This window comes from Alteromonas sp. ABD4_190 (genome assembly GCF_056160105.1).
Window position 1 is genome coordinate 321,847 of sequence record NZ_JBSWWN010000002.1, and the last position, 13,873, is coordinate 335,719.

A 13,873-nucleotide genomic window follows, 5' to 3' on the forward strand; every position below is an offset into this window, starting at 1 on the left:
TGTCAAAATTACTGGTCTGTTAAATTCCTAAACCTTTATTTTTGTTGTAATGTTCGATCAACTCTACCCCCGTATATTCATTAACTTTAAAAAGAGTTGCGTCTGAATTAGAGCCAGATACTCTATATCTTACTGCAAAGCCATAAGTTACTAGATCCGCAAGAGCTTCATCTTTGCTATAGTCATTTTTTGACTCCAATAAAGATGCATTTTGTAAGACAGGCATTTTTATATTCTGGTTACTTTTTGGCGGCAAGTGAATGCTCTTTTCCATAGCATGAACATCTTTTACAACGTACGCAGATATTCCAGAAATTAAAACGTAGTCGTTAGAAAGATTTTGCACTTTAAGTGAATTATCTTCTTCAAGTGATATTGCAACGACATCATCGCTCTCTAAAAATGGAAGTAAAGGCACTTTTGACAAACTGTAACTCGTAATGACTGGTTCAATAGTCTCTATATTACTAGCTACTACAGAGGGGCACTCAATATCAACTGTAATATATTCATTCTCCGACGAGGAGTAATCTTCACAAGCAACGATATAGTTTTTTGTTGATAAATTTACAGCATCTTCAACTTTGCTGCCTAAAAGCTCCTTTTCTGCTAATGTAACTTTGTACGTAATCGGTGCTTCTACTTTAACCAAATCATAAAGTAAATCACCAGCATTGCTAATCAGCCCTGTTTTGTCTTTAAATTTGATACCGTCACTGTTTAATTTTTCAATTTTGAGTAAGTTCTCATCAATTTTAGCTTTGTTTTTAGACATGGCTGCGTCTACTTGGCCTATTATAGACTCGATATCTAAATTGGAATTTACAATAGCCGATTTTACCGCCGCCATGTATTTTTCTTTATCGAAGGCTATATTGGTACCTCTTGAAGTTCCACTTAATCCATGAGATGCGATAAGATTTAATCCATTTGCAAACATCTGTGCTCCATCCATCATGCTGACGCGAAATAGCTCATCATTTGCAGTTGTACATTTAGATAGCTTTGATGTGACCATCATTGTACTGGTGCCTAAAAGACAATCTCTTTCAATACTGGTGTTCCAAGTGGGCTTTAAGTCGTTGAGCTTTACAACATTATCATTGCTTCCTACAAATCCTGACTGCAGTGTTTCAAAGATATATCGTCCGTCATCACCCTTTACTAACTTTGCATAGACTGGTGTTTTTCCAATGTAGTCGGGGTAATTTACTACATTATCATTTGTTGTCCCGCTATTTGTAGATGCACATCCGCCTAATACCGCCGAAGTTAAAATAGCAAAAGTAAATTTCTTCATTATTGTTCTCTTAGTTATTTTAAAATTCTAATTAGCTGCTACTTGAGTGAGCAGTGGAACAATATAGGGAATTATTAATATAAACAATACTCATCGGACCTGTTTGATTAATTTATCATCAAGGATGATATATAGTTTATGCGAGGTTTTTCTTCACAATCCTCTTTTGCTGATATTCAAAAGTGAAATATCAGCGGATAGCTAAGAACACTTCTTCGAGAATAATTGAAAATTTCGTATTCGAACTTAAAACAGCTTCAGTGAATTACATCTGTATAAACTAAACGTTCTCAACGTTTTAAAGTCTTCGATTTATAATCTGCTGTAATTGCATAGTTTTTTGTACGCTCGGTACTTCAGCTTTAATGAAATAACCACATAATTACTCGAGCGGAATAACACTCAGTGTAGGCATGTAGCGGCTTGAAAGTTAAAGTATACTAGTAACGATTTGAAAAACTGAATGTTACCTTCGGTTATTTAGTAGCCAAACTATTAAATTTTATAGTAATTTTTAAAAGAATGTATTTCACCATGTAACATTTGTGCTATTATTGAAAATCACACTCGGGGCTGATTAGGATTCGACAGGATCTAGGAAGCCGGAGGTGCATGCAGAGGAGCGGTTGGCCTCTTAAAAAAGCCGCATTTAAATAGTCGCAAACGACGAAACTTACGCACTAGCCGCTTAATAACCGGTATAGGCCCTTCCACCCTAGTCTCTTCCTGCTAGCGGGGATTCGGAAGGTCATCCAAGTAGGATAGCGAGGGAACCTTGTCTAAGGGTGAACCGCGAAACAGTATTAGGCCAGCTGCAAGGAAATCCTGTTTGTCGGAGTTCCAAGCAGTTAAATAAATGACAAACTAAGCATGTAGTACCAAAGGTAGACATTTTCTGGACGCGGGTTCAAATCCCGCCAGCTCCACCAATTCAATAAAAAAAGACGTCCTATGACGTCTTTTTTTATGTCTAAAACTCAGTAACTTCCTCTCATCCAGTGCTGAAATGTGTGAGCGCATACTCTGAAAACAACACTAATAATTTAGAAAAGGCGTTAGCGGCGAGCTCGGTGCACTGAACACTATGCAGCTGTTCATGCCCCCAGCGACCACTGACGCTCTTCGACGTTTTACTTGATAAAGTATCTTATTTGAAAGTTACTAAGCCTTAGTCAGCTTTGCGATTTAGGCAGATTAAGCAGAAAGCCAATAATAACGTTGCAACCATACCTGAAGCACCAGCTACGCCTGATGGTAGAAAGCCATCACGACCAAATATGATTAGTATGGCATTGGCAAACATAGCGACCATGCCTACTATAGCGGTAAGACCACCAATCGTTTTACCACCTTTTACCACGAAGAATAGGCCGAAAACGACGGCTGCTAACCCTAATAACAATTTAGCCGCGTAGTAAATCATGAAAGACAAAGACACTACACCGCCAATTAAAGGCTTAGCGCCTTCTACTGCACCAGCAACTTGGCCGAAGGTTGAAAATAACGTTAGGCCAATGCTTACCTGCACAATATTGAGAACGGCGCTAAAAGTAATAGCCGACCAGCCTAGCTGCGCGTTTTTTGCCTGCACCATAGCAGTACTAGCAAAAGCAGCTAGCACGGTAAAGATTACGGCTTCAAATCCCCAGGCATACTGCCGTGAAAAGCTAATTCCGCTGCTGTAAAGCGCTGTAAAAACAGCCTGTGTTATTGCTAGTAGTAATAATAACGACGCTGTAATTTGAATGGTGCGCTTATGTGTAAATTCCATTATGACTCTCTTTTCTGTTAGATATGTAAGTAACGTTTATTGATGTGGCTATAAGACAGGTATAGCTAATTAATAATTTCACTAAATTCGGTAAAAATTAAAAATCATCTATAAAGGGAGGAAGCTTTGTTCTCTCAAAGGCAGCCTGATACCAGGCGGCAAGTCATCTCGTTCATATCTTCATCAGTTTTCTATTGAGCCACAGGTTTCACAACGTGATTGGTCATTCCACTCTCACTTAAGAGTAAAACGTATTCCCATCTAATTAGTTATAATATAACATTGCTCACAAATTTCTGTTACAGCACGTTATACAATGCAAACAAATTCAGTAATATGCGCAGATGCGCTTACCGTGCGCGTTGAAAACCGCACGCTTTTAGATAATCTAAACTTCAACGTTGGCAAGGGCGAAGTTTTCGCGCTTTTAGGCGGAAACGGTGCCGGTAAATCTACTACACTTAAAACCTTTTTAGGTTTGATGAAAGCATCTAGCGGTAGCGCTACTGTGTTGGGGCACAACGCCACTACTCACCCTAATGATGTTCAAAAGTCAGTCGCTTACTTACCTGAATCTGTAACGCTCTATGGTCACCTTTCTGGCTTAGAAAATATCCGTTACTTTCTTTCGGTAGCTGGTGTAGAAAAATCAGACGACGACATATTTGCGGCACTTCGCAAAGTGGCGCTTCAACAAGATTCATGGAATAAGGCGTTATCAAACTACTCAAAAGGTATGCGCCAGAAAACCGCAATTGCCCTTGCTTTGTTGCGTAATGCTCCAGTGCTGTTTTTAGATGAGCCCACGTCAGGCTTAGACCCTGCCGCTATTGACGAATTTAATGCGTTGGTTTCTGAGCTAGCGGCCAACGGCGCTACCATTTTTATGGTAACTCACGACGTGTATGGTGCTTGCCAGGTAGCTCACCGTATTGTGCTTTTAAGTAACGGTAAGCTAACCGGCTCTTTCGAGCGTGTTGGCGATACGCCTATTGATACTGAAGCGGTACACGCAGCATTTGCAGGGCGCGAAGCATGATATTTAGTGTAGCAAAAACCATTTGTGCAGATCAGTGGCGCTATTGGCTGCGCACGAAAGTCGCTGCTACGGTACTCTTGCTAGGGGCCATACTGACCCTTGCTGCATTGGTTGTGAATGCATTTCACATTGAAGAAGCCGCGCACGCTAGAGAGCACCTTCAAACTGAAGCGGAAGAACGTTTTAAAGCACAGCCTGATAAGCACCCTCACCGCATGGTGCATTATGGTCACTATGTCTTTCGTGCCCCTACTCCATTAAGCGTAATAGAACCTGGGGTAGACACCTACACGGGTAACGCTATTTTCTTAGAAGGGCATCGCCAAAATAGCGCCATGTTTGCAGAGCAGCGACAATCAGCCGGGCTTACCCGTTTTAGCAGCTTAACCCCTAGCTTTCTGGCGCTAGTGCTTGCTCCACTGTTTATTATCCTTATTGGTTACGGCAGCGTATCGCGAGAGCGCGAAGCGGGAACACTTACCTTGTTGTTGTCACAAGGAACGACTCGCTGGCAGCTAATGTTAGGTAAGCTATTAGCGTTAATTGCAGCTAGCGGTTTGTTTTTACTCCCTCTTCTTCTGGCATGCTTGTACGTGGCTTTTTCAAGCGAAAGCGCGCTTGTAGTACTGTTATTTTGTTTAAGTTACGCCGTTTACTTTTTGCTATGGGCGACCGTTGTAACTGCTTGTTCAGCGTTATTCGAGAAAAGTAGCGTTAGCTTCACCATGCTTATTGTTATTTGGATGGCCGCATGTGTGTTACTTCCTCGTCTTGGAAGCAGCGTAGCGACAAACGCCGCCCCCTCGATGGGCAAGCTTGAAGCGGATTTCAAAGTAGAAGAAAAGCTTCGTAGTTTAGGCGATGGTCACGACGTTAACGACCCTGCATTCAAAAAGCTAAAAGAAGATTTATTAGCGAAATACAATGTCGATTCTGTTGACGACCTTCCCGTTAACTTCCGCGGTGTTGTTGCCCAATTTTCTGAAGGCCGACAGGCGCAGGTGCTTAATGAGTTTGCCGAAAGCAGAATGGCTGAAGAGTTAGAGCAAGCACATATTGCACGTCAGTTTGGCTGGCTATCCCCTACCGTCGCCGTTCGCTCTATCTCAACACTGTTAGCAGGCACCAGCCTTGAAACCCATCATCGTTTTTTACGAGAGGCAGAAGCCCTCCGTCTTGATTTCGTTCAAGGGCTTAATAAAGTGCATGTTGAAAAGCTGGATTACAAACTCGACATGAACCGCAACGCAAGCGAAGAAGCGGCTGATAAAGCGGTTGTCGGCGCAGACAATTGGGCGTTGCTTTCGGAGTTTAATTTTAAGCCAGAAGCAGCAAGTACACGCATTTCATACGCGCTTATTTACTTTTTACAACTGTTTGTTTGGGTATGCATTACCGCCTTGCTTTTAAAAGCGGCTGTTAGGAGGTTAAACCCATGATGCGTTTTACCGATCTTAAACGTGAAGCTAATTTTGTGTTTGGTCACCGCCAATTAAAGCTTACGTTATTAGTCGTTTTTCTTTTAAGCACGGTGTCATTGTGGTCGGGTTATGCAGAGATGCAGGAGCAACAAGCCACTATTGAACGTTTATTAGAAAAAGACCAAGTAGAGCGTGAAGCCGTTATCACTCACCAGTCTAACTATGGCATGGTTGCTTATTACGCTTTTCACCTGACTTATGCACCCCCTTCCCCGCTGGCGTTTGCTGCCGTAGGCGAACGAGATGTATTCCCTTGGAAGCATCGTATACGCATGCTTGCATTAGAAGGGCAAATTTATGAGAGCGATACAGATAACCCAGAGCTTGCGTTTTTAGGGCGTTTCGATTTTGCCTTTGTGACCAGTGTTTTGCTGCCGCTATTTATCATATTGCTACTTTACGATTTAAAAGCGAAAGAACGTGAAGCTCGTCGTTTTGATTTACTCAACGTAACTGCGCGTAATTCACATGCTATATGGACGGCACGAGTGATCGTCACCTTGGTGCCTTTAGCGCTTGTTACGCTTGTTCCGTTTGTTGTGTTCGGGTTAATTAATGGTGCATCTTTGGCTTCTATATTAACCGTTTGCGCTATAGTAATAGGTAACATTGCGATATGGAGTGCCATTGTTCTTGCGATTGGCGCCGCAAAACGTTTTGCAAATTTCAGTGCAACGCATCTTGCCTCTATTATGCTAGGCGTTTGGCTTGTGACCACCGTTATTGTGCCGGTGACCGCACACACGGTAATTAATGCGATGGTTGAAACACCTGAAGGCGGCGACATTGTGCTTACCCAACGCGAAGCGGTAAATAGCGCATGGGATAAGCCTATTGAAGACACTTGGGCTCCATTCATTGCTACTCACCCGCAGTGGGCCGACTACACAGAGTTTGATCCTGAACGAGACAGCTCATTTAATTGGAAATGGTACTACGCGTTTCAACAAGTGGGCGACCAAACGGCCAGCGAATTGTCGAAAGACTATCAAGCAGCCACACTTCAAAAAGACAATATTGCCAGTTACGTAGCCTTGCTTTCGCCGTCTTTGCTTACCCAACGTTTATTATCAAGCGCTGCTGATACTAACGTTGAAGCTATGGTGGGCTACGAAAACGACGTACGTGCTTTTCATAAGGCGCTGCGAGAATTCTATTATTACCACCTTTTTAGAGACCCTGAATTTTCTCAGGAAAGCTTTGAAACCCTACCACAATTTACACCAAACACTAAAACCTCACACGAAAACCGCACAGGAAAAGAAGAATGAAAACTTGTTGGGTTAAATCATCACTTGCAGCCACTATATCGGCGCTGCTCAGCACATCGACTTTAGCACAAAATGAAAATAATGAGGCTGAAGCTGATGTTGAGAAAATTACCGTACACGGTATGCATCGCGCGTATCAAGGGGCTTTTGAATATAAAGAAGTCCCCGCTGCAGCACAAGATATAGACTTAGGCTTACTTAGTGATGCCGGTGCCATTAACTTGAATGACGCATTAGACCTGTCAGCATCTGTAGCGCGCCAAAACAATTTTGGCGGCCTGTGGAATAGCTTTGCCATTCGTGGCTTTTCAGGTGACGAAAACTTACCTAGTGGTTTTTTGGTAAACGGTTTTAATGCAGGTCGCGGTTTCGGCGGCCCTCGTGACCTATCAGGCATCGATCACGTTGAAGTATTGAAAGGCCCGAAAGCGGCCCTGTTTGGCCGTGGTGAACCGGGTGGCGCAATTAACTTGGTAACTAAACGTCCTCAGTTTCGTGAAGGTGGTGAAGTTAAAGCCACTTACGGAAGCTGGGAGCAAATGCGTGTTGAAGCTGACGTACAAACCGTTGCAGGCGTGTCTGAGAATGTTGGCGTACGCCTAGTTGGTTTTTATGAAGACGCGGAAAGTTTCCGCGATACAGTAGAAACCGAGCGCCTTGGATTTTATCCGTCGGTAACCTGGGAAGCATCGGCAGATACGACCGTGACTTATGAGCTAGAGTACACTGAACAAAAGATTCCGTTTGATCGCGGCATAGTGGCTATTGACGGAGAATTAGGCCATCAACCCATTGAAACCTTTACTGGCGATCCGAATGGCGACACTATCGATACCGAAGTTGTAGGTCATCAAATTGAAATTTCTCATAAGCTTGCTGATGACTGGAACTTATTGTTAGGTGCAGGGTTGCGTGATACCACATTTGAAGGTAATGCATTAGAGAACAATTTTGGCGGCCGTCAAACGCTATTTATCGACCCAGATCAAGCCTTGTTATCGCGCTTTAAACGCTATCGTAATTTCGAGACAGATTATCTTGTTTTACGTGGCGAAATTGCGGGTGAATTTGAAACAGGCTCACTGACCCACCGCGTTATCATTGGTGCTGATTACGACGAATTTGAAAACGACCAGGTCATTCTGCGCTATCGCCCGCCCTTTTTCTCAAGTGATACTGACATCAACGATTTAGACTTAGATCAGTACCTTGTGGTCGATATCTTTAACCCTGATTACTCACCGCTTCCTGATGTTGAGCTTTCTGACAATCTAGACCGCCTAGAAGTACAAAAAGCCTGGGGCGTTTACTTTCAAGACCAAATCAACATTACCGACAAACTTCAAATTCGCTTAGGTGGCCGCTTCGATAAGTTCGAGCAGGAAATTGATAATCGCTTAGCAAGCCCGGTAAGCACAACCTCGCAAGATGATACCCGTTTCTCGCCGCAAGTGGGCGCCGTTTATGTGTTTAACGACAGTACTAGCGTGTATGCCACCTACGGCGAAGGCTTCCGTCAGTTAACAGGCTCAGACTTTGCAGGTAATCCTTTCGAGCCGAACGAATCAGAATCTGCTGAAATTGGCCTTAAAACCGATTTAACGTCTATGTTTGACAGTGTGCGCGGCGACATCACGCTTTCACTATTTAATATTGAACAAAGCAATATCCTAGTGTTTGATGACAGCGAAGAAGCATCAGACGGCTTTTTCTTAACTCCAGCAGGCGAAGCGCGAAGCCGTGGGATCGAGCTAGATATTAACGCTGAATTTGAAAATGATATTTCGCTATGGGTGTCCTACACATTTGTTGATGCAGAAAGTACAAATGATGCAGCAGATGCTAACTTTGTTGCAGCCATTGAGTCTGGCGATCCGCTCATTAACGTTCCAGAAAACCAGCTTAGTATTCAACTGAGTAAAGGTTTTTCTTTGGCTGATATGCCAGTGCGCATAGGTTCTGGGCTGTTATATGTTGATGAACGCTTAGGGCAAACCGCCACGGACTTCTACCTACCTAGCTATACTACGGTACGTGCGTTTGCTGAAATAGAGCCAGTTGAAAACCTATCGGTTAAAGTGGCAGTAGATAACCTGTTTGATAAAGAGTTTTACACGAACTCTTTCGCTGACGTATGGGTTGAACCTGGTGCACCGCAACGCTTTAGGCTAACGGCTGCCTATCGTTTCTAAGCGCCTACGGCGCTTAGCTATCATCGAAGCTATTTAAGGCACTGCTTTTACGCAGTGCTTTTTTTTAAAACCAATGAATTAAAAGTATATTTTTTCTATACATACACTACAAAAGACTAACTTATTGTCATTAAAAGTTTTCTCGAAATACACTATAATTCATATATTGTTATTCTCGCGGCTTTCAAATGAAATATACCATCCTTTCATCATCTATTTTCCTGGCCTTTTCTGGCTTCGCCATGGCGCAGAGTACACCTTCAGAATTTGCAGAAATGAGCTTTCAAGATTTACTTAATGTAGATATAACTGAAACAGATATCGATACCTCCCCCCGCAAATGGTCGGTGTCTTTGCAATATAAAGCCGCCGAATTTGATGGATACATGATTGACGACAGTGATGTATCTCGAGACGAAGTACTTTTTGTACCCGGTGAAGAAGCGCGAACTGATGAAAATTTCCCTGTACTCCCAACTGTCATAAATCAGTATGCAAAAGTTATTCAAATAGGTTATCAGCTTCAACATGATTTCAAGCTAGGGCTACAGATTCCGTTGATAAGGCAAGAAACTGACCATTTCAGCGTAGTGCCAGGTTACGATGAATTTCTAATTTCATCTGAAGGATTGGGAGACGTGGTAGTTACAGGTCACTATGAATACCTATCCAACGAGCAGTACAGCGTATGGATAAGTGGTGGCATCAGTTTTCCTACTGGCTCTATTGATGAGCAGGGAGACACGCCGCGCGCAGCGGGTGATCAGCAACTTCCCTATACGATGCAATTGGGGTCCGGCACTTTCGACTTACCTTTAGAAATTGGTTATCGTAATAAAGGGGATTATCCTTTCTCTGTTTCACTATCGGCAAGAATACGTACCGGTTCCAACGACCGTGATTATCGCTTAGGTAATAATTATGAACTAAATGGTAAGTACAATTTTGTTTTAAACGAAACAAGCACCCTCTTCACCGGCGCCGAGATAAGTTACGCAGATTCTATTCATGGGCAAGACGACGAAATTACCGTAGGTGGTGCTTTCCCCTACCCGGCTGGCATAACTAATCCTGATTTATACGGTGGGACAAAAGTAAGGTTATACGCTGGACTGAACTATACGGCTACTGACTGGTTACAAATTCAGATAAATGGGAGTAAACCTGTATATCAGAACCTGAATGGCCCTCAGCCTAAAGAGTTGTGGCGATTTGGCTTTCAATTATCAACGTTGTTCTAAGCTAAAAACGTGACGGCAAAATTGACTCGTTTTTTACAAAAGCTCTCGTGGTTGCTTTTATTGCAGTGCCTTCTTGTTCCCGCAGCACTAGCTGAGCTTCAAAAAGTAGACAAGTTGAAAGCTGCCTATATGTATAACTTTACTAAATTTATCACATGGCCCAAAGATAACGCTGTTCCCATCTCCTTCTGTATTCATAACGATCAGGAATTATTAACTTTCCTGAAAGCACTAGTGGAATCTAGAGAGCCAAATAGTAAGTCATTGCTTGTTTTAGACAGCGTTGATGCCCAGTCTTGCGATATACTGTATTTGACTGAAAGCGATGATCTTTTAGAGCAGCACCTTAGCCATAGTGTAATCATATCTGATATTTATAACGTGTTGGTGCTCCCTGCTGTCTTCAGGTTTTATGAAGAAAATCAGAAATTGCGTTTTGAAATTGATGTAGCAGAGGCTGAGCGGTTAAATGTAAAAATAAGTGCCAAACTTCTTCAAGTCGCGAGGATCAAGTGATGTTTAAACGTTCCTCGTTTTTTACCAAACAACTTTTAGCCGTCCTAGTCGTTAATTTTTTCTCTTTGTGTTTGGTAGCTGGGTTGCTTTACAACAACTTCGTCGCCGATTACAAAAGCAACTTGGTAGATGTACTAGACAACCAATCTACCCTTCTTGCGTCAGCAGCAAGTACATCAGTTCTATTTAGCGATGCCGATACAACGCAAGAACTGCTTGATGCCGCGTCTAAGCTGCCCGCGATAAAAAGTGCAAAAATTTATGACGACGTGTTCACCGTAATTGCAAGCTACACAATGGATGACTTTCGGGATGATATATCCCCCTCAACCGTTAAAGAAGGCGCAACTTTCGGTGAACACCTGATTTATTACCTTAAGCCTATAGAGTTTAACGATGAAGTAATTGGTTATCTCATACTTACCGCAAGCACCACTTCGCTAGAAGAACAACAGCAGCACGCTATGTATGTCGTATTTGGTGTGCTCACTATAAGCATGCTATTTACTTACCTCTTTCACTGGCGACTTCAACGATTTCTATCAAAACCCATTCAACAGCTTATTTCTCTTGTTAAGTTTGTAGGAAGCAAACGTGAATACTCTAAACGCCTTCCTGACAAGAGAGATGATGAACTCGGTGAACTGTTTGGAGGTGTTAACCACATACTGGCCACTGTAGAAAGCCATCAAGCTCAGCTGAAAGCCCAGAACACAGAATTAGAGCGTGTAGTAGAACTGCGTACTAGGCAGCTATACCAAAAAGCGAATTACGATGCGCTAACGCAACTTCCAAATAGACATTTGTTTGTAGAGAAATTAGATGAAGCCGTAAACATAGCTAATGCACAAAACTCTGCGCTTTCTATTTTATTTCTCGACCTTGATAGGTTCAAACTCATTAACGACACGCTAGGTCATGATATCGGCGATGAAGTCTTGATTATTGTAGCGAAAAAGCTAACAGCAATAGTTACAGAAAAAGATTGTGTCTGCCGCTGGGGCGGTGATGAGTTTGTGATAATGCTTGAGGGTGTAGCTGAACACGATGAACTTGTCGCTTTATCTTCTGAAATTATCGAGAGCCTTAGCCAACCTATGGCAATAGGTAGCAACCAGCTTCACATTTCAACCAGTATTGGTATTGCACTTCATCAAAGAAATTTAGAGACGGGAATAGAGATATTAAAACATGCCGATACAAGCATGTATCACGCAAAAGAAAAAGGACCTGGACACTATAGCTTTTTTAATATTGAAATGCTTGAAGAGTCTCTGGTGCGCCTATCTTTAGAAAGTCGAATTCGTCAGGCAATTAAACTTGAAGGGGCATTCTCACTAGTCTATCAGCCTCAGGTTTGTATACGCAGCGATAAAATTATCGGTCTAGAGTCACTGATACGCTGGAATGACGAGGGCACTGTAATCGCGCCGTCTCAGTTTATACCAGTTGCTGAGGAAGCAGGTTTAATTAACCCTATCACTACTTGGGTACTTTCTGAGGTGTGTAGGCAGATTCGAAACTGGCTAGATGAAGGGCTAAATTTGGTGCCAGTGGCGGTTAATTTGCCTGCAAGCTTTTTGATACAGCTAGATTGTGCAGAGCAAATCGAAGAAGTATTGGGTAAGTATCAGGTCCCACCACATTTACTGGAAGTTGAGCTAACCGAAAACACCTTTATTAGCTCTACAGACTTTGCACTAACGTCGCTTAAAAAGCTGAAAAAAATTGGCCTTAACATTTCCATTGATGACTTTGGTACTGGCTACTCTTGCCTTAGCTACATAGGCACACTGCCTATCGACAAGCTTAAAATTGATGGCAGTTTCGTTTCTCAATTAGGGCAATCAAGCTCTAATGACGGTATTGTTAACACCATCATAATGCTTGCGAAAAGCTTAGAATTGACCACTTTGGGCGAGTGTGTAGAAACTAAAGAGCAGCAGCAGGCCCTTACTGAAATGGGCTGTGACTCGGTCCAAGGCTATTTGCACTATAAACCGCTTAAAAGCACTGAGATAGCGGGTTTGATGCGGTAATCAGGTAATCCATGCCGAGTACTAATCACCTGAAAACGATTTAATCACAGGGCCATTCACTTTCTTTAAGTAAGCCTTTTTTTATAAGCTTGCCTCGACGGTCCTCAATGGTCAATTTCAATTCATCTCTAACTAATCTTACTGCTGGGGTGATCAGATGTCGGCTGGGTAACATTATCCACATTTCAGTTAATGGAACTTGATACTGATGCAACACCCGCTTTAACTTACCGCTTAATAAATCTTCAGCCACGTCAATGGCTGACTTTTTGGCAATACCCATACCGTCAACGCACCATCGCCTAACAATGTCTCCGTCATTCACGGCGCGGTTGCTGCGCACTTTTACCTTAATTTTTTCACTTTCTTTCACCAGTTCCCATGTGTTATGGGTTTGATCGTAAAGTTTATAAAGCAAGGCATTATGCTGAATAAGGTCGTTTGCTGTTAGTGGTTCACCGCACTTTTCAATATATTCGGGCGATGCGCAAATAACATGAGGAATATTGCACACTTTAAAACCATACATTTGTGATTCTTTTACTGCTTCTTTGGTCATTGCACGAAGCGCTACATCAACACCGTCCCGATAAAAATCTACTCGGCTATCGCTTACATGTAGTCGCAAAGAAAGTTCGGGGTTCTCACCCTGTACTTTATTCAGCAGTTCTCGCATTAAATTGCGTCCCATTTCCGAAGACATCGCCATGCGAAGCTCACCATTAACACTTTGCCTTTCCTCCGTAATGAGAGATAAACCTTGCTGGAGTGTATTTAGCGCCTGTTGAGCCATAGGTAAGTATTGTTCCCCTTCATGGGACAGCCTAATTTTGCGTGTACTTCTCACAAAAAGCGCTACGCCGAGCAGCTCTTCTAAACGCTTAATGGCCATGCTTGCAGCGGATGAACTGATATCAAGTTTCTTAGCCGCTGCCGTTATCGAATTGACTTCAGCGACTTTAACAAACACAGAAAGGTCTTCGGTTTTCATTTTTTCCTCACAGGTTTAGTCCACATACGCCC

The 13,873-nt window shown here is 42.7% G+C and carries 10 protein-coding genes and 1 other RNA gene; 8 read left to right on the plus strand and 3 right to left on the minus strand.

Features of this window, described 5'->3' with window-relative positions; genetic code table 11:
* Positions 1-19: 19 nt before the first annotated feature.
* The gene (locus tag ACXAFM_RS19000; RefSeq protein WP_474835796.1) at positions 20-1,300 is read right to left on the minus strand and encodes a hypothetical protein; all 1,281 of its coding nucleotides are present in this window, start codon (positions 1,298-1,300) and stop codon (positions 20-22) included.
* Positions 1,301-1,869: 569 nt separating this feature from the next.
* On the opposite strand from ACXAFM_RS19000, the gene ssrA reads away from it, so the two are divergent.
* Positions 1,870-2,229, plus strand: a transfer-messenger RNA (tmRNA) gene (gene ssrA, locus ACXAFM_RS19005).
* Between the two features lie 239 nt (positions 2,230-2,468).
* Here the strand turns inward: ssrA and ACXAFM_RS19010 are convergent.
* Positions 2,469-3,071, minus strand: coding sequence for a thiamine biosynthesis protein ThiC (locus tag ACXAFM_RS19010; protein ID WP_474831939.1), 603 nt, complete (start codon positions 3,069-3,071; stop codon positions 2,469-2,471).
* A gap of 316 nt (positions 3,072-3,387) precedes the next feature.
* On the opposite strand from ACXAFM_RS19010, the gene ACXAFM_RS19015 reads away from it, so the two are divergent.
* The 7 genes from ACXAFM_RS19015 (at position 3,388) to ACXAFM_RS19045 (ending at position 12,850) form a co-directional block, all read left to right on the plus strand.
* The gene (locus ACXAFM_RS19015) at positions 3,388-4,110 is read left to right on the plus strand and encodes an ABC transporter ATP-binding protein (protein WP_474835797.1); all 723 of its coding nucleotides are present in this window, start codon (positions 3,388-3,390) and stop codon (positions 4,108-4,110) included.
* On the plus strand, positions 4,107-5,549 hold the full coding sequence (locus ACXAFM_RS19020) for an ABC transporter permease (protein ID WP_474835798.1): 1,443 nt from the start codon (positions 4,107-4,109) through the stop codon (positions 5,547-5,549). Before ACXAFM_RS19015 ends, ACXAFM_RS19020 begins: the two co-directional genes overlap by 4 nt.
* A complete protein-coding gene (locus ACXAFM_RS19025; RefSeq protein WP_474835799.1) occupies positions 5,546-6,862 on the plus strand; it encodes a DUF3526 domain-containing protein in 1,317 nt (438 codons plus the stop codon). The genes ACXAFM_RS19020 and ACXAFM_RS19025 overlap by 4 nt, the downstream gene beginning before the upstream one ends.
* Positions 6,859-9,054 carry a TonB-dependent siderophore receptor gene (locus ACXAFM_RS19030; RefSeq protein ID WP_474835800.1) on the plus strand — a complete coding sequence of 732 codons (2,196 nt, stop codon included), beginning with the start codon at positions 6,859-6,861 and terminating at the stop codon, positions 9,052-9,054. Before ACXAFM_RS19025 ends, ACXAFM_RS19030 begins: the two co-directional genes overlap by 4 nt.
* Positions 9,055-9,242: 188 nt before the next feature.
* Positions 9,243-10,295 (plus strand): hypothetical protein, encoded by a 1,053-nt coding sequence (locus ACXAFM_RS19035; RefSeq protein WP_474835801.1) that lies wholly within the window; start codon positions 9,243-9,245, stop codon positions 10,293-10,295.
* A gap of 9 nt (positions 10,296-10,304) precedes the next feature.
* Positions 10,305-10,811 carry a YfiR family protein gene (locus tag ACXAFM_RS19040; RefSeq protein ID WP_474835802.1) on the plus strand — a complete coding sequence of 169 codons (507 nt, stop codon included), beginning with the start codon at positions 10,305-10,307 and terminating at the stop codon, positions 10,809-10,811.
* Positions 10,811-12,850 carry a putative bifunctional diguanylate cyclase/phosphodiesterase gene (locus ACXAFM_RS19045; protein WP_474835803.1) on the plus strand — a complete coding sequence of 680 codons (2,040 nt, stop codon included), beginning with the start codon at positions 10,811-10,813 and terminating at the stop codon, positions 12,848-12,850. Before ACXAFM_RS19040 ends, ACXAFM_RS19045 begins: the two co-directional genes overlap by 1 nt.
* Positions 12,851-12,890: 40 nt before the next feature.
* Here the strand turns inward: ACXAFM_RS19045 and ACXAFM_RS19050 are convergent, their stop codons facing one another.
* Positions 12,891-13,841 carry a LysR family transcriptional regulator gene (locus ACXAFM_RS19050; protein ID WP_474831961.1) on the minus strand — a complete coding sequence of 317 codons (951 nt, stop codon included), beginning with the start codon at positions 13,839-13,841 and terminating at the stop codon, positions 12,891-12,893.
* Positions 13,842-13,873 lie beyond the last annotated feature (32 nt).